This is a genomic window from Streptomyces sp. NPDC030814 (assembly GCF_055572155.1).
In genome coordinates this window covers 15,316-41,428 of sequence record NZ_JBVIDX010000003.1, presented here as the reverse complement: position 1 = coordinate 41,428, position 26,113 = coordinate 15,316, and the positions used below count along the sequence as shown (strand labels likewise).

General features: G+C 71.5%; 25 protein-coding genes and 3 pseudogenes. 16 read left to right on the top strand and 12 right to left on the bottom strand.

Annotated features, from left to right (window positions below; genetic code table 11):
* Nucleotides 1-3 precede the first annotated feature (3 nt).
* The 3 genes from ACZ43N_RS07040 (at nt 4) to ACZ43N_RS07030 (ending at nt 2,626) form a co-directional block, all read left to right on the top strand.
* Nucleotides 4-882: an ECF transporter S component gene (locus ACZ43N_RS07040; protein ID WP_468096443.1), complete on the top strand. Its 879-nt coding sequence runs from the start codon at nt 4-6 to the stop codon at nt 880-882.
* A gap of 221 nt (nt 883-1,103) precedes the next feature.
* The gene (locus ACZ43N_RS07035) at nt 1,104-1,808 is read left to right on the top strand and encodes a hypothetical protein (protein WP_468095603.1); all 705 of its coding nucleotides are present in this window, start codon (nt 1,104-1,106) and stop codon (nt 1,806-1,808) included.
* A gap of 101 nt (nt 1,809-1,909) precedes the next feature.
* The gene (locus ACZ43N_RS07030; RefSeq protein ID WP_468095602.1) at nt 1,910-2,626 is read left to right on the top strand and encodes a hypothetical protein; all 717 of its coding nucleotides are present in this window, start codon (nt 1,910-1,912) and stop codon (nt 2,624-2,626) included.
* Between the two features lie 78 nt (nt 2,627-2,704).
* Here the strand turns inward: ACZ43N_RS07030 and ACZ43N_RS07025 are convergent, their stop codons facing one another.
* Nucleotides 2,705-3,199, bottom strand: coding sequence for a hypothetical protein (locus ACZ43N_RS07025; RefSeq protein ID WP_468095601.1), 495 nt, complete (start codon nt 3,197-3,199; stop codon nt 2,705-2,707).
* A 130-nt stretch (nt 3,200-3,329) separates the two neighbouring features.
* Here ACZ43N_RS07025 and ACZ43N_RS07020 point away from each other — a divergent pair, with 130 nt between their 5' ends.
* Both ACZ43N_RS07020 and ACZ43N_RS07015 read left to right on the top strand, forming a co-directional pair.
* The gene (locus ACZ43N_RS07020; RefSeq protein WP_468095600.1) at nt 3,330-4,055 is read left to right on the top strand and encodes a hypothetical protein; all 726 of its coding nucleotides are present in this window, start codon (nt 3,330-3,332) and stop codon (nt 4,053-4,055) included.
* Between the two features lie 170 nt (nt 4,056-4,225).
* Nucleotides 4,226-4,549: pseudogene (locus tag ACZ43N_RS07015) on the top strand (Fic family protein); the annotation flags it as partial.
* 194 nt (nt 4,550-4,743) lie between these two features.
* Here the strand turns inward: ACZ43N_RS07015 and ACZ43N_RS07010 are convergent.
* On the bottom strand, nt 4,744-5,178 hold the full coding sequence (locus ACZ43N_RS07010; RefSeq protein WP_468095598.1) for an ATP-binding protein: 435 nt from the start codon (nt 5,176-5,178) through the stop codon (nt 4,744-4,746).
* Between the two features lie 93 nt (nt 5,179-5,271).
* Here ACZ43N_RS07010 and ACZ43N_RS07005 point away from each other — a divergent pair, with 93 nt between their 5' ends.
* Both ACZ43N_RS07005 and ACZ43N_RS07000 read left to right on the top strand, forming a co-directional pair.
* On the top strand, nt 5,272-6,120 hold the full coding sequence (locus ACZ43N_RS07005) for a helix-turn-helix domain-containing protein (RefSeq protein ID WP_468095596.1): 849 nt from the start codon (nt 5,272-5,274) through the stop codon (nt 6,118-6,120).
* A complete protein-coding gene (locus ACZ43N_RS07000; RefSeq protein WP_468095595.1) occupies nt 6,080-6,364 on the top strand; it encodes a DUF397 domain-containing protein in 285 nt (94 codons plus the stop codon). The genes ACZ43N_RS07005 and ACZ43N_RS07000 overlap by 41 nt, the downstream gene beginning before the upstream one ends.
* On the opposite strand, the gene ACZ43N_RS06995 is transcribed toward ACZ43N_RS07000, so the two are convergent.
* Nucleotides 6,348-7,517 (bottom strand): steroid 3-ketoacyl-CoA thiolase, encoded by a 1,170-nt coding sequence (locus ACZ43N_RS06995; RefSeq protein ID WP_468095593.1) that lies wholly within the window; start codon nt 7,515-7,517, stop codon nt 6,348-6,350. The genes ACZ43N_RS07000 and ACZ43N_RS06995 overlap by 17 nt on opposite strands.
* Nucleotides 7,518-7,742: 225 nt before the next feature.
* On the opposite strand from ACZ43N_RS06995, the gene ACZ43N_RS06990 reads away from it, so the two are divergent.
* Nucleotides 7,743-8,978: a cytochrome P450 gene (locus ACZ43N_RS06990; protein ID WP_468095592.1), complete on the top strand. Its 1,236-nt coding sequence runs from the start codon at nt 7,743-7,745 to the stop codon at nt 8,976-8,978.
* Between the two features lie 109 nt (nt 8,979-9,087).
* On the opposite strand, the pseudogene ACZ43N_RS06985 reads toward ACZ43N_RS06990, so the two are convergent.
* A pseudogene (locus ACZ43N_RS06985) lies at nt 9,088-9,224 on the bottom strand (transposase); the annotation flags it as partial.
* 421 nt (nt 9,225-9,645) lie between these two features.
* Nucleotides 9,646-11,670: a bifunctional glycosyltransferase 87/phosphatase PAP2 family protein gene (locus ACZ43N_RS06980; protein WP_468095591.1), complete on the bottom strand. Its 2,025-nt coding sequence runs from the start codon at nt 11,668-11,670 to the stop codon at nt 9,646-9,648.
* 277 nt (nt 11,671-11,947) lie between these two features.
* Between ACZ43N_RS06980 and ACZ43N_RS06975 the strand changes: the two genes are divergently transcribed.
* The gene (locus ACZ43N_RS06975) at nt 11,948-13,303 is read left to right on the top strand and encodes a DUF2330 domain-containing protein (RefSeq protein ID WP_468095590.1); all 1,356 of its coding nucleotides are present in this window, start codon (nt 11,948-11,950) and stop codon (nt 13,301-13,303) included.
* A 159-nt stretch (nt 13,304-13,462) separates the two neighbouring features.
* Complete coding sequence (locus ACZ43N_RS06970; protein ID WP_468095589.1) at nt 13,463-14,134, top strand: O-methyltransferase; 672 nt, start codon at nt 13,463-13,465, stop codon at nt 14,132-14,134.
* A 48-nt stretch (nt 14,135-14,182) separates the two neighbouring features.
* Here ACZ43N_RS06970 and ACZ43N_RS06965 read toward each other — a convergent pair whose 3' ends face one another.
* Entirely contained in the window at nt 14,183-14,578 is a 396-nt protein-coding gene (locus ACZ43N_RS06965) for a hypothetical protein (RefSeq protein ID WP_468095588.1), read from the bottom strand.
* Between the two features lie 118 nt (nt 14,579-14,696).
* On the opposite strand from ACZ43N_RS06965, the gene ACZ43N_RS06960 reads away from it, so the two are divergent.
* Nucleotides 14,697-15,101, top strand: a complete 405-nt coding sequence (locus ACZ43N_RS06960; protein WP_468095587.1) for a DnaJ family domain-containing protein — start codon at nt 14,697-14,699, stop codon at nt 15,099-15,101.
* A gap of 122 nt (nt 15,102-15,223) precedes the next feature.
* Here the strand turns inward: ACZ43N_RS06960 and ACZ43N_RS06955 are convergent, their stop codons facing one another.
* Both ACZ43N_RS06955 and ACZ43N_RS06950 read right to left on the bottom strand, forming a co-directional pair.
* Complete coding sequence (locus ACZ43N_RS06955) at nt 15,224-15,841, bottom strand: hypothetical protein (RefSeq protein ID WP_468095585.1); 618 nt, start codon at nt 15,839-15,841, stop codon at nt 15,224-15,226.
* Nucleotides 15,842-15,846: 5 nt separating this feature from the next.
* Entirely contained in the window at nt 15,847-16,563 is a 717-nt protein-coding gene (locus ACZ43N_RS06950) for a hypothetical protein (protein ID WP_468095584.1), read from the bottom strand.
* Between the two features lie 262 nt (nt 16,564-16,825).
* Here ACZ43N_RS06950 and ACZ43N_RS06945 point away from each other — a divergent pair, with 262 nt between their 5' ends.
* Nucleotides 16,826-17,332, top strand: a complete 507-nt coding sequence (locus ACZ43N_RS06945; protein ID WP_468095582.1) for a GNAT family N-acetyltransferase — start codon at nt 16,826-16,828, stop codon at nt 17,330-17,332.
* Here the strand turns inward: ACZ43N_RS06945 and ACZ43N_RS06940 are convergent.
* Nucleotides 17,313-19,466: an MDR family MFS transporter gene (locus ACZ43N_RS06940; protein WP_468095581.1), complete on the bottom strand. Its 2,154-nt coding sequence runs from the start codon at nt 19,464-19,466 to the stop codon at nt 17,313-17,315. The two genes, ACZ43N_RS06945 and ACZ43N_RS06940, sit on opposite strands and share 20 nt — an antisense overlap.
* Before the next feature lie 199 nt (nt 19,467-19,665).
* Here ACZ43N_RS06940 and ACZ43N_RS06935 point away from each other — a divergent pair, with 199 nt between their 5' ends.
* The gene (locus ACZ43N_RS06935) at nt 19,666-20,730 is read left to right on the top strand and encodes a peptidoglycan-binding domain-containing protein (protein ID WP_468095579.1); all 1,065 of its coding nucleotides are present in this window, start codon (nt 19,666-19,668) and stop codon (nt 20,728-20,730) included.
* On the opposite strand, the pseudogene ACZ43N_RS06930 reads toward ACZ43N_RS06935, so the two are convergent.
* A pseudogene (locus ACZ43N_RS06930) lies at nt 20,627-21,183 on the bottom strand (recombinase family protein). The gene ACZ43N_RS06935 and the pseudogene ACZ43N_RS06930 sit on opposite strands and share 104 nt — an antisense overlap.
* On the opposite strand from ACZ43N_RS06930, the gene ACZ43N_RS06925 reads away from it, so the two are divergent.
* A complete protein-coding gene (locus ACZ43N_RS06925; RefSeq protein ID WP_468095577.1) occupies nt 21,184-21,525 on the top strand; it encodes an antibiotic biosynthesis monooxygenase family protein in 342 nt (113 codons plus the stop codon).
* Nucleotides 21,526-21,628: 103 nt separating this feature from the next.
* Here the strand turns inward: ACZ43N_RS06925 and ACZ43N_RS06920 are convergent, their stop codons facing one another.
* Together ACZ43N_RS06920 and ACZ43N_RS06915 are read right to left on the bottom strand one after the other, a co-directional pair.
* Entirely contained in the window at nt 21,629-22,300 is a 672-nt protein-coding gene (locus ACZ43N_RS06920) for an HAD family hydrolase (RefSeq protein ID WP_468095575.1), read from the bottom strand.
* Nucleotides 22,301-22,467: 167 nt separating this feature from the next.
* Entirely contained in the window at nt 22,468-23,055 is a 588-nt protein-coding gene (locus tag ACZ43N_RS06915; protein ID WP_468095574.1) for a TMEM165/GDT1 family protein, read from the bottom strand.
* A gap of 468 nt (nt 23,056-23,523) precedes the next feature.
* Between ACZ43N_RS06915 and ACZ43N_RS06910 the strand changes: the two genes are divergently transcribed.
* Together ACZ43N_RS06910 and ACZ43N_RS06905 are read left to right on the top strand one after the other, a co-directional pair.
* Nucleotides 23,524-24,168, top strand: a complete 645-nt coding sequence (locus ACZ43N_RS06910) for an HNH endonuclease family protein (RefSeq protein ID WP_468095572.1) — start codon at nt 23,524-23,526, stop codon at nt 24,166-24,168.
* Between the two features lie 142 nt (nt 24,169-24,310).
* Nucleotides 24,311-25,957, top strand: coding sequence for an alkaline phosphatase D family protein (locus tag ACZ43N_RS06905; protein WP_468095571.1), 1,647 nt, complete (start codon nt 24,311-24,313; stop codon nt 25,955-25,957).
* The last annotated feature ends 156 nt before the right edge of the window (nt 25,958-26,113 follow it).

Here is a 26,113-nt window from a genome sequence, read left to right as displayed (position 1 = left end):
GCCATGCCCGACGCACCCACCACGCCCTCGGCACCCCCGGAACCCACGGCGCCGCATCCGGCCCCCGGCCCTCGGCCCCGCCCCGTCCCCCTCTCCCTGCGTTCCCTCCTCGCCCTGGCACTCGTCAGCCTCATCGGTGCCGCTGCCTTCGCCTGGCCCTTCTTCGCGTCCCCCGGTTCCCAGGTCAGCGCGCACGCTCAGGACGCCCCCTGGCTCTTCGCCGGTCTGCTCGTGCTGCTCGTCGGTGTCGTGGCGGCCACGATCTCCGAGGCGGGGATGGGCGCGAAGGCCGTGGCGATGCTCGGGGTCCTCGCGGCGACCGGCGCGGCACTGCGCCCGATCGGCGCGGGGACGGCCGGGCTGGAGCCCATGTTCTTCCTGATGGTGCTCAGCGGTCGTGTCCTCGGACCGGGCTTCGGGTTCACGCTCGGCGCGGTGACGATGTTCTCGTCCGCGCTGCTCACCGGCGGTGTCGGGCCGTGGCTGCCGTTCCAGATGCTGTCGATGGGCTGGTTCGCGATGGGCGCCGGGCTGCTGCCGGGCGCCCAGCGGCTGCGGGGCCGCGCCGAACTCGTCCTGCTCTCGGCGTACGGCTTCGTCGCCGCCTTCGTCTACGGCACGGTCATGAACCTCTACGGCTGGCCCTTCATCGACGCGCTCGCCTCGAACATCGCCTTCCACCCGGACGCGTCCCCCGCCACCAACCTGGCCCGCTTCCTGGCGTACTGCATGGCCACTTCCCTCGGCTGGGACCTGGGGCGCGCCGTCGTCACCGTCGCCCTGACGCTCACGCTCGGCACCCCGGTGCTGCGGGCGCTGCGCCGGGCCACGCGTCGGGCCGCCTTCGAGAGCGCGGTCACCTTCGACCCGCCCCCGCCCTGAGCGCTGGGTCTACACCTGCTTCTCCAAGATCGTCGAGTGTCTCCGGGGCCGCCGCCTTCGCCGTCGTCGGATGCGGCTCGTACCGCGGGACTTGTCCTCCCGGACGCTGCCCCAAGAGACAATTCCGCACCCTCCCCGCTCACCCGTACGTTCGTCGCGACCCCAGGACGACAGCCGGGCGAACGGACCCGGGTACGTACCCGTGACGAGGAGAGAACACCGTGCGCAACCGCATCACCGCGACCGCCGTGGCCGCAGCGGCCTCCCTGGCCCTGCTGGGCGGCTCCGGCCAGGCGTTCGCCGCCGACTCCGCGCCGGCGGCGCCGTCGCAGCTGACCGTCGACGCCTACAAGACGTGGCTGAAGAAGAGCCCGGGCGACGAGGCGAAGGACACGCTGCAGGCGTTCAACAGGCTGACCCCGGCCAAGCAGCGGAAGTTCGTGGGCTATCTGCAGGACCCGAAGGTGCTGAAGGCGTTCGTCGTCGCGCACAACGGCAGGATCCCGAGCCTCTCCTACGGGACGACGATCAAGTACAAGAACGACATCACCTTCACCACCCGCACGTCCGCCGCGGCCCCCGGTGTGAAGGACAAGCGGACGATCACCCTGACCAACAGGTCGATCGAGCGGATCTTCGACATCCCGGTCACCGAGTTCACGACCGTGCTGACCTACGAGACCAAGGCCGGCAAGATCACCGGCTGGAAGACCAAGAACTACGGCAGCAACCAGAACGCCGCGTTCGCCTTCAAGTCCTCCAGGACCCGTGCCGTGCTGAAGGGCAACACGCTGTCCGGCGTGACCAACTGGACCGCCACCCCCATGTTCAAGAGCGCCGGCACAGCGCCCGTCAAGAAGTTCCAGGTCGTCACCGGCAAGGGTGCCAGCACCCACCACGCCCAGACCGGCAACGGCACGCGCTGACGTTCGCCCCGGCGGAAGGCGGCGACCCCGGCCACGGCGGCCGCCGCCTTCCCGCCGCCCTGTTCCACCTGGACCGGACCACCCGACAAGGGGACACCACCGTGCGTACCCGCATCACCGCAGTCGCCCTGGCCGCCGCCGCCTCCGCCGCCCTCGTCGGCGGCACCGGCCAGGCCGTCGCCCACGACGGGGCCACCACCAAGCCGGCCGCGCCGTCGCAGCTCACCGTCGACGCCTACAAGACCTGGCTGAAGCGGGCTCCCGGCGGCGGCCCCACGTTCAAGGCGTTCAGCAGGCTGCCCGCTTCCAAGCAGCGGGCGTTCGTCGGCCATCTGCAGAACGCCCGGGTGTTCAAGGCGTTCTCCGTCACGCAGTTCGGCGACATCCCGAGCAAGGCGAAGACGAAGACCGTCCGCTACAACAAGGACATCACCTTCACGAGCACCACGATCGCCACGTCCCGCGCGGCGAGGAAGTCCAAGACGATCAGCCTGTCCGTCACGGCGACCGAGCGGATCTTCGACATACCGGTCACCAGCGCCACGACCACGCTGTCCTATCAGACCGGCAAGGACGGCATGATCACCGGGAAGGGCTGGAAGTCCGGCCACAAGGGCGCCAACTTCAACGCCGCGTTCGCCGTCGAGGCCACCGCCACGAAGTTCGGCCCCGAGGCGAACATGCTGGACGCCGTCACCACCTGGACCGCCACCCCCAAGTTCAAGAGCGCCGGTACCAAGCCCGTCAGGAAGCTCCAGGTCCTCACGGGCCTCGGCGACCACGCCACGGAGACGACGTTCCGGAACATCGCGAGCTGACGCCGGTCACCCGACCGGCTCGCGACGGGGGCGAACCCACGCACGGGTTCGCCCCCGCCTCACCCCTGGAGCCGCGGCTCAGGTCAGTCGACCGGGTGGCTCCGCCAGCAGGACGACCCGGTCGGCCTCCACATCGAACCCGAGTACGGGGCGGGTGCCGTCGCCGCCCTCGTGGTCCATCAGTACCGGCTTGCCGAGCCGTCGTCCGATGGCCGTGAGGAATCCGCACAGCACATCGAGCCGCTCCTGCCCCTGGAGCTCCCGGAGATCGACGTCGAAGTCGATGGCCTCCGCCGCGTAGAACCGGAAGATCGCCACCACACCGTCGGCCGGCCGCACCGCGAGATTCGGCTGCTCTGCGTCGGCCGCCCGGGACAGCACGGCCTCCGCCGAGGGCAGCGGCAGTTCCGTCCCGCCCTCGAAGTACTCGTACGGCCAACCCCGTTCGACGACGAGGTCGACGACGGCCTGCCAGTCCTGGACCGAGGTGTCAGGGACGAACACATCCGGCAGTGTGCCCATCGCGACCGGGTCGAAGAACCACTTGACGTCATCCCACAGCAGATCGGCCATCGCGCCATCCTGCCCACCGGGCCGGCATGACGGCGACGCGTTTCCAGCCCGCCCCCTCCCCCGCCCTCGCTCCCGCTCCCGCCCGTAAATTCGGTTGAGGTGTGGCCGGTCACGGTCGAGCATGTGCGCGATGGCTTACCACCCTTCGCTGAGCCCCGGCACTCTCACCTGGGACGAGGTCGATCCCCGCCGGCATCCGTTCGACCACGCCGACGCCTTCGAGGCGGTCCGCGCACTGGCCCCCGCGAGCCGCACCCCCACGTGCCCGGTCGGTCGCCCCGGAGACAGGGACCATGCATTGGCCATCGCCCGGTGGTCCAACGGAGCGGGCAACGACTGGGCCGAGGAAATGAGCCGGGCCATGATCGAGCGGTGGGGCCGCTGGGCCGCCGGCTGGCGCTGGGCCCACGACGAGGGCGACTACGACGGCGGCCCGGTCGGCGCCTGGTGCTGCCCCCGCGACTCGATCAGCACCACCGACCCGGAGGAGACCCTCGACCGGGTCGCCGAGGCGCTGTGCGAGTGGCGGGCCTGGCTGGAGGACATGGCCGACCGCTTCGACCACTACCCGCTGGACACCATGCCCGCCGAGGACCGCCGGGACGCCTGGGAGCGCGCGACCGTCCGCCTGGTCACCCAGGTCGTGGACCGCACGGGCGGCGGCAGCGGCTGGTACGGCCACTGCCGACAGGTCCTCATCTGGTTCCTGACCCGCTGGGGCGTGGACCGCAGAACGGCCGGGGCGGAAGTCGACAAGGCGATCGACGGTCGCTTCCTCAGCTGGTCCGCGCCCGGCCGCATCCTCGTGGACGACGTGGCGGAACGCCTCGCGACCTCCCTGGAGGCCCGCTCCTGAGCACGCCCCGCCACCCGGCCGCCGCCCCGGACCACCTACGGCTGTGGCTGGCCCTCCGCGACACGGTCCCCTGGCACCGCACACGCGCAGTCACCCCGCCCGGGCTCCTTCCCGCCGGCCCGCACGAACGCCTCCCAGGCGTACTGGTCACCCCGGTAAAAGACGGGGCGGTGCAGGACATCCACGCCCACGACCACCAGCGGTCCCCGGTACGCGCCGTCCGCCTCCGCGCCGCCCTCGACCGGGCCCGAGCCGACGCCGTCTCCGGCTCGCCCCTCACCTTCGAGCGCCTCGCCGCCTGGCAACGCCATGTCCTGGGCCTGCCGGAGCCCCCGGCATTCCGCGTGTTCCCGGCGTACGCCAAGCAGGGCCGCGAGCGCTACGGCACCGGCCCCGACCTTCCGGACCGCCTCGCCGACTGCCTCGCACAGAGCACGGACCCATCCCTTCCGCTCCCGGCGCGCGCCGCCCGCGTCTACCTCGACGTCTGCTTCTTCCACCCGTTCGACGACGGCAACGCCCGTTCCGCGTTCCTGGCGCTGACGTACGTGCTGGCCCGCGAGGGTGTCTCGCTGGACGAAGTGGGGCCCGTACGCCGGGTGCCCCGCCGCGCCGACGATCCGGGCGGCGCGCTGTCGCTGGCCGATCTGGTCGCCGTGCTCATCTCGAGCACAGCCCGTCGTGCCGCTCATGCGGACCTCTCCTCCGCGCCGCCGCGGCACTCGAACCAGACGGTCTTGCCGTCGCCCCACCTGCCCACACCCCACTTGTCCGCGACCGCGTCCACCAGCACGAGCCCCCTGCCGCCGACCGCGTCCGTCGACAGGTCATCTCGTAAGACCGGGAGTTGAGCCGACCGGTCCGTCACCTCCACCCGGACCCCGGCCGCCGACCGCAGCATCAGCAGCGTGCAGCGCCGGTCCGGTACGTGCCGGACGATGTTGGCGAGCAGTTCCGTGACCCCGAGTTCCACCGCGTCGGCCAGCTCCGGCAACTCCCACTCGTCGAGGTAGGAGCGGAGGATGCGGCGGATGTGATGCGCGGAGTGCTCACCCACGGTGAAGCACATCCGGTACTGGACGGGACGAGCGCCCAGAACGATGGGGGGAAAGTGTCCGTTCACACCACAAGGATGACCTGCCGCGACTACTGTCGGCGACAGAACGGACACAACGCGTTCAACAGTGAGTTCAAGTTTCAACGAGGGGACAGCACCATGACCCAGATCAACACCCTCGACCCCGGCGCCTCACCGCTGGACTACTACGGCTACGAGTTGCGACGTTGCCGGGAGGCGGCGGGCCTGACGCAGAAGCAGTTGGGCGACATCCTGGGCTACACGTCGTCGCTGGTCGGGCAGATCGAGACGGCGAGGAAGGTGCCGACGCCCGAGTTCAGCGAGCGGGCGGATGTGGCGTTGGGGACCGATGGGTTGTTGTCCCGCCTCCTGACGCTGGTGATGCGCAGCCAACTTCCCGGATGGTTCCAGCAGGTCGCAGAACTGGAAGGACGGGCGTCGGCCATCTACATCTTCCAGCCCCAACTGGTGCACGGACTCCTGCAGACCCAGGCGTACGCCAGTGCCGTGCTCAGCGCCGTGAGCGACAACGACCTGGAAAGTCGCACCGCTGCTCGAATTGCGCGACAACGTATCTTCGAGAGGGACAAACCCCCCGTGTTCTGGGCGGTGCTCAGCGAAGCCGTTCTCTACCAGAAGATCGGCGGCCCGGACGTCATGCGCGCCCAACTGCTGAAACTGTTGGCTTACGAGCGCAACCCGCGTGTGGGTGTCCAGGTGCTGCCGTACGAGACCGGTGTCCACACCGGGCTGATGGGCTCCTTCGACATCTTCCACTTTGCCGGAGACCCCACCATCGTCTACAGCGAGGACTACGACACCGGCCATCCGACCGCCAATCCGGACGCGGTGGAGTCCCGGTCGCTTCGATACGATCACCTGCAGGCTGCGGCACTGTCCGTGAGGGACTCGGCAGAGCTGATCCGGCACGTGGTGGAGGAACGCTATGGGAAGCAACTCAAGGCCGACAGGCGCCCAGTGGCGTAAGTCGAGCTACAGCGGCGACACCGGCGGCTCCTGCGTCGAATGCGCCCCCCTCGGCCCCCTCACCTGGCGCAAGTCGTCGCACAGCGGCGACCAGGGCGGTGATTGCGTGGAGATCGCCGCAACCCCCACTCCCTCCCCCACCATCGCCATCCGAGACTCCAAGAACCCGGCGGGACCCCACCTCACCCTGGCCCCCGCCGCGTTCACCCGCTTCGTCGACTGGGCCTCTACAACCGCTGGATGATCGTCCCGGTGGCCAAGCCACCCCCCGCGCACATCGTCACCAGGGCGAACTCCTTGTCCCGGCGCTCCAGTTCGTGCAGCGCGGTGGTGATGAGCCGCGCTCCCGTCGCCCCCACCGGGTGGCCCAGGGCGATGGCGCCGCCGTTCACGTTGATCTTCTCCAGGTCCTGCTCGAAGACCTGCGCCCAGCTCAACACCACGGACGCGAACGCCTCGTTGATCTCCACGAGGTCGATGTCGCGCAACGACATCCCCGCCTTGCCCAGCACCGCCTTCGTCGCGTCGATCGGGCCGTCCAGGTGGAAATGGGGGTCGGAGCCGACCAGGGCCTGGGCGACGATCCGAGCCCTCGGCCGTAGCTTCAGCGCTCGGGCCATCCGCTTCGACGCCCACATGATCGCCGCCGCCCCGTCGCTGATCTGGGAGGAGTTGCCGGCCGTGTGGACGGCGGTCGGCATGATCGGTTTCAGTCGGGCCAGCGCCTCCGCGGACGTGTCGCGAAGCCCCTCGTCCCGGTCCACCAACCGCCACATGCCCTGACCGGCCCCCTGCTCCTCCTCCGTCGTGGGGACCTGGACCGCGAACGTCTCCCTCTTGAAGCGCTCCTCGGCCCAGGCCACGGCCGCCCGTTCCTGGGAGAGCAGGCCGAGGGAGTCGACGTTCTCCCGGGTCAGCCCCCGGTGGCGGGCGATCCGTTCCGCCGCCTCGAACTGGTTGGGGAGGTCGACGTTCCACTCGTCGGGGAACGGCTTCCCGGGCCCGTGCTTGGAGCCCGACCCGAGCGGCACCCGTGACATCGCCTCGACGCCGCAGCTGATCCCGACGTCGATGACGCCCGCCGCGACCATGTTGGCCACCATGTGTGACGCCTGCTGCGAGGAGCCGCACTGACAGTCGACGGTCGTCGCGGCCGTCTCGTACGGCAGGCCCATGGTCAGCCAGGCCGTACGGGCGGGGTTCATGGACTGTTCGCCGGCATGGGTGACCGTGCCGCCGACGATCTGCTCGACGCAGTCGGCGGGGATGCCGGTGCGGCCGAGGAGTTCGCGGTAGGTCTCGCCCAGGAGGTAGGCGGGGTGGAGGTTGGCGAGCGCGCCGCCGCGCCTGCCGATGGGGGTGCGTACGGCTTCGACGATCACGGGTTCCGCGGCCATGGGGGATCCTCTCAACGGTTACCCGCGCGGCGCGGGGCGTCCCGGCCCGGCCCGCCACGCAGAACTAGTACGCGTTCTAGTTCCCGCCAGCAGTCTGCTGAGCGCGGCTCCGACAAGGCAAGGGGCGTGCGGCAATTGGGGTGCCCGTACCCCTTGCGAGTTGTAGAACCCGTTACTACGGTCACCGCAATTCCGTCATAGCTGATGCTCCGTCAGGAGTTGCCGATGCCCTGTCCAGCGCTGCCCGACGGGTTCGACCTCACCGACCCCGACCTGCTGCACCACCGTGTCCCCCTCCCGGAGTTCGCCGAGCTGCGCCGCACGGAACCGGTCCACTGGGTCCCGCAGGCACCGGGCATCGCGGGCTTCGCCGACGAGGGCTACTGGGCCGTCACCCGCCACGCGGACGTCAAGTACGTCTCCACGCATCCCGAGTTGTTCTCCTCGTTCCTCAACACCGCGATCATCCGCTTCAACGAGCACATCGAGCGTGACGCCATCGACGCGCAGCGGCTGATTCTGCTGAACATGGACCCGCCGGAGCACACCCGGGTACGGCAGATCGTCCAGCGGGTCTTCACCCCGCGGGCGATCCGCGCCCTGGAGCACAACCTGCGCGAGCGGGCCCACGCCATCGCCCGTGAGGCGCTCGCCCAGCCGGGCCCGTTCGACTTCGTCACCGAGGTCGCCTGCGAACTGCCCCTCCAGGCCATAGCAGAGCTGATCGGCATCCCGCAGGACGACCGGGCGAAAATCTTCGAGTGGTCGAACCGGATGATCTCGTACGACGACCCGGAGTACGCCATCACCGAGGAGGTCGGCCAGGAGTCGGCCACCGAGCTCATCGCGTACGCCATGAACATGGCCGCCGACCGCAAGCAGTGCCCGGCGAAGGACATCGTCAGCACGCTGGTCGCCGCCGAGGACGAGGGCAGCCTGGCCTCGGACGAGTTCGGCTTCTTCGTGCTGATGCTGGCGGTCGCCGGCAACGAGACCACCCGCAACGCCATCACCCACGGCATGCACGCCTTCCTCACCCACCCCGACCAGTGGGACCTCTTCAAACGGGAGCGTCCGGCGACGGCCGCCGAGGAGATCGTCCGCTGGGCCACGCCGGTCAACTCCTTCCAGCGCACCGCCACCCAGGACACCGAACTCGGCGGCAGGCGGATCAAGAAGGGCGACCGCGTCGGCATCTTCTACGCCTCCGCCAACCACGATCCGGAGGTGTTCGACAACCCCGACGCCTTCGACATCACCCGCGACCCCAACCCCCATCTGGGCTTCGGCGGCGGCGGTCCGCACTTCTGCCTCGGCAAGTCCCTGGCGGTGCTGGAGATCGACCTCATCTTCAACGCGATCGCCGACGCCCTGCCGAACCTGCGGCTCGTCGGCGACCCGGACCGGCTGCGCTCGGCCTGGATCAACGGAGTCAAACACCTTCAGGTCAGCGCGGGCTGACGACACCGCCCCCGACTCGGGCCGACGGCCTCCCGGCGCCGTCGGCCCGTTCCGTGCGCACAATTCCCCCCCACGAGTGTGAACCGCCTCTGATCCCGTCTGATCAGATCCTGTTGTATCTCTGTGGGCGCCGTAGGTGCCGCTGATCTTGCCGGAGTCTCGAGGCACCGGGGTGACGCCGCCGAAGCCGGCGAGACGGTCGGCCCTGCCGAGGACGCTCACGTCGCCGCCGGTGGCGGCCAGGAAGAGTCAGCCGGTGGCGCGGGCGCTCGATCCCTCTCGGAACGGGACCTTTTGAGTAAGACGTCGCGGAGACGGTCGCGGTTGTGCGACTCAGGGACCATCTGTCACACCGGCCCCTCCATCCACGGGCGGAGAAACCTTGGCCAGGCGATGGATTCGCCCAACTCCCCCTCGTGGCAAGGTCAACGCGTACGAACACCGGTCGAACGTCACCCGGTGGAAGAAGGCACGCGGGCAGCGTCGGGGCGGCGGTGGCGGCACCTTCCGCAACGCCGGCATGGCCCGGTTCACGATGGCCTCGTGGAGGGTCAACCGACAGTTCCCGCACGGGACGTGGCTGTGCGCCCCCGCCCGGCAGTCGTCCGGCAATCCCTGGACCGACACCAGGAGCGGTGCCGCGTATGACTTGTGGATCGGTTGACGGTCAGCCGCGGACGGGGTTGCGCGGGCCGTTTGCGGCGGTCCGCGGGGCCCCGTCGTCCGTCTTCCCGTCACCCTTCTCGGGCTGCGCCCGGGGCCCGGTCAGGACGTAGGTGAGGGCGAAGCCCGCACCGACGACCGCGGCGCCGCCGACCGCGTCGAGGACCCAGTGGTTGCCGGTCACGACGATCGCCACGACCGTGAAGGACGGGTGCAGCAGGCCCAGGGCTTTCATCCACCACCGGGACGCGACGATCGCGATGGTGAGTCCGCACCACAGGGACCAGCCGAAGTGCAGCGAGGGCATCGCCGCGTACTGGTTGGTCAGCTGGGTCAGGCTGCCGTAGTCCGGCTTGGAGAAGTCCTGCACGCCGTGGATGGTGTCGATGATGCCGAGGCCCGGCATCAGCCGGGGCGGCGCCAGCGGGTAGAAGAAGAACCCGACGAGCGCGAGGACCGTGGTGAAGCCGATGGCCGTACGGGCCCACCGGTAGTCGGCCGGGCGGCGCCAGCACAGGACGCCGAGGACGGTCAGCGGCACGACGAAGTGGAACGACGTGTAGTAGAAGTCGAAGAAGTTCCGCAGCCAGCCGACCTGGACCACCGCGTGGTTGGCCCAGTGCTCGACATCGAGGAACAGCACCTTCTCGAGCGCGAGGATCTCGCGGGCGTGCTCCTCGGCCACGGCCCGGCTGCCGGCCGCCTCCAGCCGGGTGCGCTGGTAGGCGGCGTAGGTGACGCGGATCAGCAGCAGCTCCAGCAGCAGGTTCGGGCGGGTGGCGACCCGGCGCAGCAGCGGGGCCCAGCTCAGGCGCATCTGCGTCTTGGGGACGTACTCGGTGGGGATCGGGCTCCGGTAGTACTCCGAGGTGCGGGACAAAAACGGCACCAGCAGGGCCGCGGTGAGCGCCGCCAGCAGGACGACGTTGTCCCGCACCGGGTACAGCACGCCGACGTTCGGCACCATCATCTTCGCGGGCAGCGTCATCACCAGGACGACGGCGACCGGCCACACGTACCGCGACGAGGCCTTCTTGCCGACCCGGCCGACCGCCGCCAGCAGCACCCACAGCAGCTGGTGCTTCCAGGACGTCGGCGAGACGGCCACCACGACACAGCCGGTGATCGCGACGGCCAGCAGCAGCTGCCCGTCGCGGGCGTAGCGGATGGCGCGGCGCATGCCGAGCACGGCGACACCGGTGGCCAGCGTGAAGAAGACCGCGATTTCCAGCGGGCCTTCGAGGCCGAGTCGCAGCAGCGCGCCGTGCAGCGACTGGTTGGCGAGGTCGTCCGCCCGGCCGCCCAGGCCCACGCCCGCCAGATGGTGCACCCAGTAGGCGTACGAGTCGCGCGGCATCACCGCCCAGGCGAGGGCGGTGGCCGCGGCGAAGGTGATCTGGGTGCTCGCGGCGGCCCGGCGGCGGCCGGTGAACCACAGCAGCGGCACGAACAGCAGCACGGTCGGCTGGAAGGCGGCGGCGACTCCTATGCAGACGCCGCTGGCGCGCTCGCCCCGTACCGCGAAGCAGCCCGCCAGGACGAGCAGGACGGGGATGATGCTGGTCTGGCCGAGATAGAGCGTGTTGCGCACCGGCAGCGACAGCATCAGCAGCGTGACCGCGACGGGCGCCGCCAGCAGGGCCGTCCGCCGGGAGACGGGCTGCGGCAGGGCGCGGGCGGCCACCAGACCCAGCGCGACGACCAGGAGCAGGGTGCCGAAGGTCCAGCCCCAGCCAAGAGCCTGCTCGGCCGCACGCGTGAGGGGCTTCAGAACGAGTCCCCCGAACGGGGTACCCGTGAACCGCGTCGAGTCATACAGCGAACCCGCCACATGCAGCACGCCGTCCGGCCCCACCCAGGTCTCCAACTCCGTCAGCCGCTCCCCCTTGGGCGTGCGCAGCACCAGGGCGATCTGCCGCACCGCCAGAACGGCGGCGACCAGCCAGAGCACGACGCGCGTCGTCCCCAGCCGCACCGCCGCACCCGTGCCGACGGCACCGCCCGGTCCGCTCTGCTCCGCGTTCGCCACGCCCTGTCGTCCCTCCCGCCCCGTTCGCCGTCCCATGGAAAAGGCTTGCACCGCCTCGCTGGTGGCACGTGGGCAACCTCCGCTTCATCTGACGGCCGCCCATGTTTCGTCCGGAAGACGATAGTGCGCGCGGGGCGGTCGAATGACTCAAGGGCGCGACGGTGATCACGGATTGCACATCGCGGGCGAGGTTGTGACCGGCCACGGACAATCACCTGGGAGCATGGCCCCCGGCACGGATGCACGGCGGGAAGGGCTACGGGGGATGGCACGGGGGATGAACGGCTTCGTACAGGGGCGCACGCGTCCGGCGCGGCGGGCGCGAGGTGTCCGGGGACGGCTGGCGGTGCTCGTCGTGGCGCTGCTCGGGTTCCAGCTGGCGTCGCTGGTGGCGCCGGCGTACGCCTGCGGGTGCGGGGCGATGGTGCCGGACGGGCAGCGCAGTGTGTATGTGAACCGCGAGACGTCCGTGGTGCGCTGGGACGGCCGCGAGGAGCAGATCGTGATGCGCCTGACGGTCGCGGGGGACGCCCGTACGGCCGCCTGGATCATGCCGGTGCCGAACCGGGCGACGGTGGAGCTGGGCGACGCGGCCCTCTTCGACCAGCTCGCCGAGGCGACGGCGCCCGAGTACCGCGAACGGGAGTACTTCTGGCCGCGGTCGGGTGACTGGCCGTTCGACGCGTTCGAGGACGACGGGATGGCGGGGGCGGCGCCGGGCGAGGGCGCGGTCGACGTCGTCGGCCGGGAGCGGCTCGGGCCGTTCGACGTGGCCCGGCTGACCGCCACCGACTCCGGGGCCCTCGGCGACTGGCTCGACCAGAACGGCTTCACGCTGCCGGACCGCCTGGACACCGCGCTGGAGCCGTACGTACGGCAGAAGTGGGAGTACGTGGCGATCAAGCTGGCTCCGGAGGAGACGGCCGGGGACACCCCACTCGGGGGCACCCTCGATCCGCTGCACCTCACCTTCGCCAGCGACGAGTTGGTGTACCCGATGCGGCTGTCGCGGCTCGCCACGACCCCGCAGGCCCTCGACCTGTACGTCCTCGCCGGGCACCGGATGGAGCCGGGCTCGGCGATCGGCGGGGACGCGCCGCACGTCACCTTCGCCGGGCGTCTCGACGCGCCCGACGGCCCGCTCGGCGACCTCGCCGGCGGAGGCACGGACTTCCTGACCGCCGTCGAGCAGAACTTCCCTCAGCCGTCGCGGATATCCGGCGATCACACGCTCCGGCGGGCGGCGACCGACGACTCCTATCGAAAGGTCATCTACGTGGACGAGATGTGGACCGTGGGCGGCATCCCCGGCTGGCTGTTCACCTTCGGGCTCGGCATCGGCGTGCTCGCGATCAAGGCGGTGGCCGTCGCGATCGTGCTCCGCCGCAACGCCCGCAAGCAACCGCCGCTGCCCCCGATGGCGCCGGGCGCGTGGATGACGCAGGGCGGCCCGGTGCCGCCGGGGGCGGGGACGGGGCCGGGTGCGGGGATGCCTCCGGGGGCCTATCCGCAGGGCGGGCCTGAGGCCGGGCATCCGCAGGGCACGCCTCAGGCCGGCTACCCGCAGGGCGCGCCCACGCCCCCGGCCTCTCCCGCGCCGCCGGTGGACCGCAAGCCCGGTCCGAACGCCTGAGTCCGAACGACTGAGTCCGAACGCCCGAGTCCGAACGCCCGAGTCCGAACGGCTGAAACACGCAGGGCGAATGGCCTGACAGCGAAGGGACCTGCGCCTACCATTCGTTAGCGCCACTAGTTAGGAGATCTAACTAGCTATCGGAAAGGGCGCAGGTCCATGAGCAGCTCGCAGGTGTGGGACGACGTCGACACCTACTTCACGACCCACCTCTCCCCCAATGACGCGGCCCTGGAGGCGGCGTTGCGCGACAGCGAGGCCAATGAGCTCCCGCACATCAACGTCGCCCCCAACCAGGGCAAGCTGCTCCAGCTCCTGGCCCTCATCCAGGGCGCGCGCCGCATCCTGGAGATCGGGACCCTCGGCGGTTACAGCACGATCTGGCTGGCCCGCGCGCTGCCCGCCGACGGCAGGCTGATCTCCCTGGAGTACAGCCCCGAGTACGCGGAGGTCGCCTGCCGCAACATCGCGCGCGCCGGGCTGGACGCGATCGTGGAGGTACGCGTCGGCGCGGCCCTGGACTCGCTGCCCAAGCTGGCCGACGAGAACCCCGAGCCGTTCGACCTGGTCTTCATCGACGCCGACAAGGCCAACAACCCGCATTACGTCGAGTGGGCCCTGCGCCTGACCCGCACCGGCAGCCTGATCGTCGTGGACAACGTCGTCCGGGGCGGGCGCGTCGCCGACGCCGCCAGCACCGAACCGGACATCCTCGGCACCCGCGCCGCCATCGAACTCATCGCCTCCCACCCGAAGCTGGACGGCACGGCCATCCAGACGGTCGGGACCAAGGGATACGACGGGTTCGCGCTGGCACGGGTGCTGGACTGACCCGAGGACGACGGGGCCGGGGCCGCGGCGCCGTCCTCGGGGGCGCCCTCAGAGCTCGTGGTAGAAGCCCACGTTGACGCTGCGCGGGCCCGTGCGGTCGTAGATGATGAGCTCGCCGGAGCCGCCCTGCGGAAGCTTCGCGGTGCCGCCGTACGGGAGCGGCTGCGGCGGGTGCCCCTGGAGGGCCAGGCGCACCTCGGAGGAGGGCTCGGCGTGGGTACCGCGCAGCCAGGTCACCTGCCAGGTGCCGTCGGGGCCGCAGAGGAACTCCAGGTGCACACGGGAGACGAACAGCCAGTCGTCCGGGGTCGCGAGACGGCACACCGCCCGGTCCCGGCCCACCCGGAGCACGGCGCCCGGCTCGCTGGGCGCGTCGGCCATCTGCATGCCGGCCGTCGCCCCGGCGTCCGCCTCGGACACCGAGGCCATGGTGAGTTCGAGCACGTACCGCTCCTAACGGGTCAAACTCCGATTGTCGCTGGACACGGCACGCTCGACGCACCGCCGCCGCATGATAAATCGCCGGATCGTCCGCTTGTGCGGGGTCCGGCACAATGGACGCATGACCGAGCGAAAGCCACCCGGTGTCAGCTTCGAGTCCTTCGTCGACAAGCAGATCCGCGACGCGGAGGCGCGCGGCGATTTCTCCCACCTTCCCGGAGCGGGGCGACCGCTCGACGGGGACGACACGACCTACGACGAACTCTGGTGGATCAGGCGGAAGATGGCCCGTGAGGGGTTGTCGGTCCTGCCGCCCGCGCTGGCCCTGCGCAAGGAGGCGGAGGACGCGCTGGCCGCCGCCGCGCTGGCCCCGTCCGAGCGGGCCGTGCGGAAGATCATCACCGAGATCAACGTGAAGATCCGCGAGATGATGTTCCGTCCGCCGCCGGGGCCGCCGTTGGGTCTGAAGCCGTACGACGTGGAGGCGGTCGTCGCCGAGTGGCGGGCCGGGAGACCCACATCCTGAAGGGACTCGGGGACTCGGGGGCTCGGGGACTCGGGGCCGGAGCCGCGCACGCGGGAGGCCGCGTCCCCGGGCACGACCGGGGGCGCGGCCTCGTTCAGGGGGCCGGTGCCAGGGCCCGCCGTTCAGATGCGGAGCAGCCGTTCGGTCAGTTCGCGGTAGTCGCGCAGGGCCAGGCGGAGCTGCTCCGTGTCGGTAGAGGCGGTGCGCTCGCCGGCGGTCTGCCAGGTGGCGCGCAGCGTGCGGCGCCGCTGGTTGACCGCGTCGGCGAAGCGGGAGGCCACCTCCTCCAGGACGTGATCGGCCTCCTCCACGGCGGACCGGGGTTCGTCGACGAACCCGCCGACCGCGTGCTGCAACCGCAGGTTGAGCTTGTCGGTCTCCTCGTGCGGCAGCAGATGCCCGGCGGAACCGGCCGTCCGGCCCTCGGTGTGGCCCTCGGCGCGGACTCCACCCCGGTCGTGGCCGGCCACGAGCGGCGCTTGGGTGTCGTGGGTACCGGTGGTGCCCATGGTGTCCTGGTTGCCGGTGGTGCCCATGGCGTCGGCGGCGCCGGGGCCCGTGAGGGCGCTGCCGCCGCTGGTCCCGCCGGTCCCCTCGGTGGTTCCGGTCCCCCCGGTGGTTGCGGAGCCACTGGCTCCGGTGGCACCCGTGGTGTAGGCGGTGCCCCTCGGGCCGGTGGTCGCGGGACGCGGTTCGCGGCCCCGGGTGTTGCCGTCACCTGTCGTCACGTTGTCAGTCATCCCCCTCAACTCCCCTTCGCATGACGCCTGGTGAAGCCCCACGGCAGATGGTGCCGACCGTTGGAGCGAGCGGCGGTGGTGGTCGTGTGGCGGCGGTCGGCCGTCGTACGGTCGCGTTCCGTCCCGGCCTCGCGGTCGGCCCGCGCGTCATGGCGGCCGGGCGCCACCAGGTCCTCGAACAGGGCGCGGGCCTCGATCATGGCCTCGCGCATCTCCTCGGTGCCGGCGCCCGTACGGCCGTCGGCGGTGTCCGTGGGGCCGCCCTGCGCCGCTCGGTGCAGCCGGCGGTAGCCCTGGACGTGGTGTGCGTGGTGGACGGAGAGCGCCTCCAGCTGGGTCTCGTAGCGGCCACCGTCCGGGAAGCCGCGCGCCCCCGCCAGGTCGGCGATCAGCCGGTCCGCCTCGACGACCGCCTCGCGCGGCGAGTCGACGAAGCGTTCCTGGGCGGCGGCCCAGCGGGCCTCGTACCGCTCGCGCTCCGCGCCCGGCAGCGGCCGCCGCTCCAGGGAGCCGTGCCGCTTCACGCGCTCCGCGAGTTCGCGGGCGGCAGCCCGCTCGTCGCCGTCGTGGTGGGCCACGGTCCGGTCGTACTCGGGTCCGAAACGCCGCCTCAGCGATCCGCCGCCGTTGGAGGCGCCGCGGGCTCGCAGGGTCAGGACGGCCGCGAGAACGACCACGGCCGCCACGATCACGATCAAAGCGATGATCACGCCTGTGGACATGAGTGCCTTCCAGATTGGTCGGCCCGGGCTTCTCGCCTCGGCGGGCCGTCTTGCCGCACCGGGTTGCCCGAACGACTTCGTTCAAACGGTGACGACGCGCCGTCCGGAGCGCCGACGACCGCCGGACCGCGCGCCGTCGACCACGACCACCTCACACGGCCCCCTGGCCACGACCACCTCGCCGCGGCCTCGCGCCGACCGGCGCCCGCGGGCGCCGGAAACCACTCGCGTCCGCCGCCCGTGATCGCTGACAATGCCCGCCATGACCCGTACGACGACCGCCTGGTCCATAGCCCCCGAACCGTACGACTCCCCCGTCGCGGCCGCCCTCTGGCGGGCCTACTACACGGAGGTCAGCGACCGCTGGTACCTGCTGCACGAGGGCCGGGTCACCGACCCCGACGAGCTGGAGCGGGAGATCGCGGCGGACACCGGGGACTATCTGGCGTCGCCGGGCGGGCTCCTGCTGGTGGCGCGGTACCACGGCGAGCCGGCCGGCACCGCGGGCGTACGGCTGATGGACACGGCCACCGCGGAGTTGAAGCGGCTCTTCCTCCGCGAGGAGGCCCGCGGCAAGGGGGGCGCCGCGCTGCTCGTGGCGGCGGCCGAGGACGCGGCCCGGCGCCTCGGCGCCGAGCGGATCGTCCTCGACACCCGCGCCGACCTGACCGAGGCCCGTGCGCTGTACGCGCGGCTCGGCTACGAGGAGAGCGAGCCGCACAACGACCACGCGTACGCGGACCAGTGGTTCACGAAGAAACTGGCGTAGCCGAGGGTTCCGAGGGCCGGGCGACCGGCCGTTCGTCGTGCGGGCGCTCGGCGTCCGAGCCGCACAGCTCGGCGTTGAGCTCCCGGACCAGGCGGACCAGATCGGTCGGCCGGCCGGGCCCCCACCAGTCGCCCAGCAGCTCCGCCAGGGACTCCTCACGGGCCTTGGCGAGCCGGTCGGCGCATTCGTGCCCGGTGTCGGTCAGCACGAGATCGAGACCCTCCCGCCGGGCGAGCCGGCGTTCCTCGACCTGACGCGACGCGGCCATGATCACGTCCAGCGGCACGGCGCTGCGCTCGGCGAGCACCGCGGGTTCGACCCAGCCGTACCTCTTGATCCGCAGCAGCAGCCAGCTCGCGGCGGGCAGCAGGTCGTAACCGGCCCGCGCGGTGATCGTCCGGTAGATCTCCCGCCGCCCCTCCCGCGACCCGAGCAGGGACAGCGCCCGGCACACCTCGTCGTACGACGACCGCTCCACGGGGTTGCTGGCGAAGGTCTCCGTGCCGTCGGGGGCCGTCACCGACGCCCGAAGCCGGTCCTCGCGCAGGAACCAGGCGAGGACGAAGCCGAGGAGGGCGACCGGGGCCGCGTAGAGGAAGACGTCGGTGATGGCGGAGGCGTACGAGTCGAGGGCGGCCGGGCGCAGCGAGGACGGCAGTGCGGCGATCTCACGCGGATCGGCCTTCAGCCCGTCCACGGTGACGCCTGGCGGCAGCTGCGCCCCGTCCAGGGCGCTCGCCAGCTTGTCCCCGAGGCGCCCGGCGAAGATGGTGCCGAAGACGGCCACACCGAACGCGGCCCCGATGGACCGGAAGAAGGTCGCGCCGGAGGTGGCGACGCCCAGGTCCTCGTACGAGACGGCGTTCTGCACGATCAGCACGAGCACCTGCATGACGAGGCCGAGCCCCAGACCGAGGACGAAGAAGTACGCACTCATCTCGCCGGTGCCGCTGTTCGCGTCCAGCTGGTGCAGGAGCAGCAGCCCCAGCGTGGTGACCGCGGTCCCCGCGACGGGGAACGCCTTCCACCGGCCCGTGCGGCTGACGATCTGCCCGGACACCGTCGACGACAGCAGCAGACCGAACACCATCGGCAGCATGTGCACGCCGGACATCGTGGGCGACACACCGTGCACGACCTGGAGGAACGTCGGCAGATAGGTCATCGCCCCGAACATCGCGAAACCCACCACGAAGCTGATCACGGCGGAGAGGGTGAAGGTGCGGGCGCGGAAGAGCTTCAGGGGCAGGACGGGTTCGGCCGCCCGCCGTTCCACCGCGACGAAGACGACGGCGAGCGCCACGCCCAGCACCGCGAGACCGATGATCTGCGGCGAGTCCCAGGCCCAGGTCGTCCCGCCGAGGGAGGCGACGAGGACCAGGCAGGTGGCGACGGAGGCGATGAGGAACGTGCCGAGGTAGTCGATGACATGCCGCTCGGCCTTGCGCGGGATGCGCAGGACGGCGGCGATGACGATCAGGGCCACCGCCCCGACCGGCAGATTGACGTAGAACACCCAGCGCCAGCTCAGATGCTCGGTGAACAGCCCGCCGAGCAGCGGCCCGAGCACGCTGGTCGCGCCGAACACCGCCCCGAACAGCCCCTGGTAGCGACCCCGTTCCCGGGGCGGGACGAGATCGCCGACGATCGCCATCGACAGAACCATCAACCCGCCGCCGCCAAGGCCCTGAAGAGCCCGGAACCCGATCAACTGGGGCATGTTCTGCGCCATTCCGCACAGCGCCGACCCGACGAGGAAGATCCCGATCGCCGTCTGGAACAGCCGCTTGCGACCGTACTGGTCCCCCAGTTTTCCCCACAGCGGTGTCGCCGCCGTCGCGGCCAGCATGTACGCGGTCACGACCCACGACAGATGGTCCAGCCCGCCCAGATCGCTCACGATCGTCGGCAGCGCCGTCGACACGATGGTCTGGTCGAGGGCGGCGAGCAGCATCCCGAGCAGCAGGGCCCCGATGGAGACCATGACTCCGCCGGGCACCTGCTCGGCTTCCCCGGCCGTGTGGCGGCGCGGGACGGACGGGGGCGGCGAGGCCAGGGACCCGGCGCCGGCCCCCGCCGGATCTCCCGCCGTGTTCTCCGCCGTGCCGCCAACGCGCGGCGTGTCGTCGGTCATGCGGACCTCCGAGGGCCTTGGAGGGGGTCTCGTACAGCGTCCCCGGTTTCCTCTTCCTCCGGTGTTCATTCCATCGTGGGCGGTGTGACCGGTTATGGCCTGTCGAGCCCCTGCGGCGCCCGTCACTCCTGAGGCGATCGGGAGATCGTGTGACGACGGTTTGCATAAACTCGGGAGTCTTCACGGGGAAGGACCACACGTGAGTGAACCGACCAGCCACATATGCCCGGAATGCTTCGCTCCCCGGGCCGCGGACGGCACGCCGTCCTGCGGATGTGGACGCCGCGCCTCCGAAGCACTTCTGGAAGCCCGCACCGCGGAGGCAGCGGCCGCCGAGGACTTCGACCCGCTGCGCATCCGCCCGTACGTGGAACTGGGCGACGCCGGGGACGCCCCCGGGGGCCGGGGCTCCACCGGCCCCCTCGCGGACCGGGGGCACACCGGGCGCCCGGGACACCCCGAGCCCGCCGAGGCGGCGACGATGCAGCTGGCGGCCCATCGGGCCCCGCGCACGGACGGACCGTCCGACGACCGCACCCGGCCGCTCGCGGTCCGCACGCCCCCTGCCGCGTCCTCCGTGCCCCCGCACACCCGCTTCTCCACGCCCGCACGGCCCCGCTCGGCCCGCCGTCGCCGCCGTACGGGACTGATCGTCGCCCTCGGGGGCACGGCGGCCGCCGGGGTGATGGCGGCGGCCGGCTTCATGAGCGGCCTCTTCGCCTACGACGTGCCCGAGCGGGACGGGGCGCTGCCGGAGGACGTACGGGCGAGCGCGCCGGACACCTCGGCGGACGGGGGCGGGGCGCCGGTGGAGACCCCGGACGAGGACGCCGGCGGCGGGGCGCCCGCACCGGCGCCGCCGGGGGGCGCCGCACAGCCGAAGCCGTCCACGAGCCCGTCCCCCTCCGCCTCGAAGACGTCCGCGTCGCCGTCGGCGTCCCCGTCGCCCAGCCCCACCGAGGCGTCACCCAGCGCCCGGGCCTCCGACAAGTCGACGGCGGACGACGCGGACAAGGCGGACAGCCGGCTCGAGGCGCCGAAGACGCTCCGCCTGGGCGACAACGACCCCGAGGTCACCGAACTCCAGCTTCGGCTGCGCCAGTTGGGCCTCTACAACGGCGACATCGACCAGAGCTTCGACCGCCAGGTCGAACAGGCCGTCATCGACTACCAGACCACCCGGGGCGTCTCGAAGGACGACGAGCCCGGCGTCTACGGCCTCGCGACCCGCGCCCGTCTGGAGGCGGAGACGGAGGAGCCGTGACCGCCGGCCGGGTCGTACCGGCGCGTCCCGGCCGGGCGGACCCGCCTCCCCCGGCCCGGCCGGAGCCGACGCACACTCCTGCCCACCCCAGTCGCACGCCGTGCTGTTCGAGTTCGCGGATGATCAGCACTGCTTCGAGTGCACCCCGACGGGTGAGGCGCGACGGCGAGAAGACCACCACTGCGTCCACGTGGCCGGCGCGAACGGCAGCCATCATCTCTTCGGACTCGGACGCTCGACGTTCGGGTCCCAGCCCGATTCACCCACGTCCGCGAAGTGCCCTGCGATGTCCCAGCCCCTTGCCGTGATCACGGTTTCGCACTTGGTGCGCTGGGCTTCGGGGCTCGCCCTGCCCTCGTCCTCACGCTGCTTGCTCCGGCGGATGTAGGAGACTGCTCGCACGTCGTCCAGGTCAGGGCGCCACCCCGGCGCCCTCTTGCTGAGAGGTGTCATGTGCCCAGCGTGGTAAAAATCAACGTCCTCACGGTCCCCGCCGAGCAGCGCGAGGTGCTGGAGAAGCGGTTCGCTTCCCGCGCCGGGGTGGTGGAGAGCTCCGACGGGTTCGAGTGGTTCGAGCTGCTGCGCCCCGTCGAAGGTACCGACAACTACCTCGTCTACACCCGTTGGCGCGACGAGGCCTCCTTCCAGGCCTGGATGGAGGGTCCCATGAAGCAGGCCCACCAGGGCGGCGGCGACCAGCCCCCGGCCGACCGCCCCAAGCCGGCCGCGTCCGCCTCCACCGTCTGGTCCTTCGAGGTGGTCCAGCAGACGGGCCCGAAGAACACCGGGGCCTGACACCCACCGCACCGCGCCCCGCGAGGGGCGCGGCAGCCCACGACGCCGCCCTCAGGTGCGGCGGGACCAGGACCATCGCGCGCGCCCCCGGGCCGGGCCAGAGCTACCCCACGTGCAGCCGGACCAGCCCGTCCTGGTCCGCCTCGACCCGTACCGACCGCAGATCGGGGACCACGGCGTCCGGGCCGTGGGCGGCCGCGCGCGGCCCGATTCCCACGACGCGCATGCCGGCGGCCCGTCCCGCCTCGATGCCCGCCCCGGAGTCCTCGAAGACGACACAGTCCTCGGGGAGGACGCCCAGTTCGGCGGCACCCTTCAGGAACCCCTCGGGATCGGGCTTGCTCGCGCCCACGGACTCGGCGGTGACCCGGACCTCGGGGAGGGCCAGCCCGGCGGCGGTCATCCGCGCGGTCGAGAGGGCGACGTTCGCGGAGGTCACCAGCGCGTGCGGCACGCCGTCGGCGACGAGGGACGCGAGGAACTCCGGCGCGCCCGGCACCGGGACGACCCCCTCCACGTCCGCCGTCTCCTCCTCCAGCAGCCGCGCGTTGTCCGCGTGGTTCTGCTCCATGGGCCGGTCCGGCAGCAGCACGGCCATCGAGGCGTACCCCTGGCGCCCGTGGACGACCCGCATGACGTCGGTGCCGTCCAGCCCGTGCCGCTCGGCCCAGCGCCGCCAGACCCGCTCGACCGCGGCGTCCGAGTTGACGAGGGTGCCGTCCATGTCGAGCAGGAGGGCGCGGGCGGTCAGAACGGTGGTGGCCGTCATCGGCATGCTCCAAGGCGCGAGGAACGCGGGAAGGGGGCCGGACGGTCCAGGGACGGACGACGGAACGGCCGCGCAGGGACAAGGCGGCCCCGCCCACCGGTCAGGGAATGCGGGCGGGAGCCACTTTGTTCCTCCACGGTACAAAACAATGGGGGCCCGCGCCACCCCCTTCGTCATCCCGTCACGGCTTCCCACAGACTCCACACACCGAGCCCCGTCATCAGCACGGCGGCGATCCGGGTGATCAGCTGCAGCGGCACCCGCTTCATCAGCGCCCGGCCGCCGACGATCCCGAGCCCGGCCACGGCCCACAGGGCGAGGACCGCCCCGAGCCCGACGGAGAGCGGATCGTCGTATCGCGCCGCGAGGTTGGCCGTCATGATCTGCGTCAGATCACCGAACTCGGCGACCAGGATGAGCATGAAGCCGGCCCCCGAGACCTTCCAGAAGCTCTGGTTCTCGGGCCGGCGGATCTGCGCATCGTCATCGTCCCCGCCCTTCGTCATGAGCAGCACCGCCGCGCCGCCCAGGAACAGCACTCCCGTCAGCGCGTGCACGATCTGCTGGGGCAGCAGGGTGAGGACGCTGCCCGCGGCGACCGCCAGCGCGACGTGTACGGCGAAGGCCGCGGCGACACCCGTGAAGACGTACGAGGCTCGGTAGCGGGTGCCGAGGACGAGGCCGGCGAGCGCGGTCTTGTCGGGGAGTTCGGCGAGGAAGACGACGCCGAAGACGAGCGCCGTGACACTGAAGCTGATCAAGGGTCCTCAATCGGTCGGGCTGCCCCGCCGAGAGAAACCGTCCGCTGACGCGACACCTCGGCACGGCAGCGCACGTTCACCCGTGCGGGGTCGCACGGGTGTGCACTGCTTGCCGAAGGTCTCGCTGACGGGCCCCACTCCCTGGGACCCGCTCCGGGCGCCGGCTCAGACGAGCTGAGCAGTATGTCGACGGTCCGGCGAAGAGCTACTCCCCTTCTGCGGGGCCCATGGTACGTGAACGGGTTCGGTGGGGTGCCCAGCAGCTCGGGGGTCCGGGTTCGTCGGCGGGTGCGGGGTGGGTGGGGGCCGGCCGCGCAGTTCCCCGTCTCGACACCAATCCACGCCAGACCCTTGTCGTGTCATGCGCACGTCACTAGCTTCTCACCCGACGCTCATCCACCGGTAACACGCCCCGGCGACCCTTCAATCGCTCGCGCCCCAAACCCCCCGGTCTCACAAGGAGTTCACATGCGCAGGTTCTACGCGCGTCAACGACTCAGCATACTCACCGCGCTCAGCGGACTCATGGCCTCCGCCGCGCTCTTCAACGCCCCCACCGCCTCCGCCGCCCTGCCGACCCCCGTCAGCGCCGCCACCGCCCGCAGCTACCTCGCCACCCTCACCGTGGCCACCGAGGACCGCACCGGGTACAGCCGGGACCTGTTCAACCACTGGATCACCATCAGCGGCAGCTGCAACACCCGCGAGACGGTCCTCAAGCGCGACGGCACGAACGTCGTCACCGACTCCGCCTGCGCCTCCACCAGCGGCAGCTGGTACTCCCCGTACGACGGCGCCACCTGGACCGCCGCCTCCGACCTGGACATCGACCACCTCGTCCCGCTGGCCGAGGCCTGGGACTCCGGTGCCGACAACTGGAGCAGCTCGCTGCGGCAGCAGTTCGCCAACGACCTGACCCGGCCGCAGCTCATCGCCGTCACCGACAACGTGAACCAGGCGAAGGGCGACCAGGACCCGGCCACCTGGATGCCGTCGCGCACCGCCTACCGCTGCACGTACGTCCGCGCCTGGGTCCAGGTGAAGTACTACTACGACCTGTCGGTGGACTCCGCCGAGAAGAGCGCCCTCACCAGCTACCTCGCCAACTGCTGACACACCCGGCTCACCCGTTGTGACCCGGAACCTCCCCGACCGGCTCCGTCGTTCCGTACCGTACGGGGCGACGGAGGAGGGTGATCCGCAGGACGGAGGCGTCCCTGCGGCACCCGACCAGAGAGGGAGCGGGTGATCGCCGATGGCGGAACTGCGCCTTGGTCCACTGCTGAGATACGTGGACGGCTCGACCGCGACCGTCTGGGTCGAGGCGAGCCGTCCCTGCACGGCCGAGGTACGCTGCGCCGGCGGCGGAGGCGGCACGGTGCGTACCTTCCAGGTCGCGGGGCACCACTACGCGCTGGTCCCGGTGACGGGCCTGACCCCGGGCACGCTGTCGTCGTACGAGGTCCTCCTCGACGGCATCCCGGTCTGGCCCCTGCCCGAATCCCGCTTCCCGCCGTCGGCGATCCGCACCCCGGCCGCGGGCGCCCCGGTCCGCGTGGCCTTCGGTTCCTGTCGCTGGGCCGCGCCGCCCCACGGCGAACCCGACCCGGTGGGCCCGGACGCCCTTGACGCGCTGGCCTCCCGGATCGCCGCCGGACCGGACGACGAGCGCCCCGACGTCCTGCTCCTGCTCGGCGACCAGATCTACGCGGACGAGACCTCGAAGGCCACCCGCGCCTATCTCGCCGCCCGCCGGGACCTGCGGGAGCCGCCGGGCGAGCAGGTCGCGGACTACGAGGAGTACACCCACCTCTACTACGAGTCCTGGCTCGACCCGGGCATCCGCTGGCTGCTCTCCACCGTGCCGACCTGCATGATCTTCGACGACCACGACGTCATCGACGACTGGAACACCAGCGCCTCCTGGCTCGCCGACATGCGGGCCACGCCCTGGTGGCGCGAGCGCATCCTCAGCGGGCTGATGTCGTACTGGGTCCACCAGCACCTCGGCAACCTCTCCCCCGCCGAACTGGACGCCGACCCGGTCTACACCGCCGTACGCGGCACCCCGGACGGTACGGAGGTGCTGCGCGCGCACGCCGCCGAGGCGGACCGGGATCTCGCCTCGGTCCGCTGGAGCTACCGCAGGGACTTCGGACGCGTCCGCGTGCTGATGCTCGACAGCCGGGCCGCGCGGGTCCTCGACGAGGCGAACCGGTCGATGCTGGACGCGGGCGAGGCCGCCTGGCTGCGGGAGCAGGCGCTGGACGACCCCGGCTCGTGCGACCACCTCCTCATCGGCACCTCGCTGCCCTGGCTGCTGCCCCACCTCGTGCACGGGGCCGAGTCCTGGAACGCGGCGCTGTGCCGGGGCGCTCGCGGGGAGCGCTGGGCGCGGTTCGGGGAGAAGATGCGGCGGAAGGCCGACCTGGAGCACTGGGCGGCGTTCCCGGCGTCCTTCGAGGCGCTGACCGCGCTGACGGCGGAGGCGGGCTCGGGTGGCGTGGCCCCGGCGACCGTGCTGGTGCTCTCGGGGGACGTCCACCACGCCTACATCGCCCAGCCGTCCTGGCCCGCCGACGCCCCGGCCGTGCCGGACGCCCGCGTCCTGCAGCTCACCTGCTCCCCGGTCCACAACTCCGTCCCGCTCTCCATGAAGGTCGGTTTCCGCTTCGGCTGGAGCCGCACGGGGCGGGCGATCGGGCGGTGGCTCGGACGGCACGGGCGCGGCGAGCGGCCGTCCATCGACTGGCACAAGGCGGGCGGCCCCTGGTTCGGCAACCAGCTCATGACCCTGACGCTGCACGGCCGTTCGGCACGGCTGCGGTTCGACCAGACACGGGCCCGCAAGGGAGACAGGGCCCGGCTGGAGACGGTGCAGGAGTCGGTACTCACCCGCTAATACCGCCATTGGACACGGTAGTCACCCCTGTTGTCCGGGATGCGCGTGAGGCATCCCACACCCGGGCCCGCCTGAGGGGTTCAGGGCTCATCTCCCGTGCGTACGACGGCATGATGAGGCGGACCGTCCGCTTCCTCGCGGGCGGTCCGACGCATC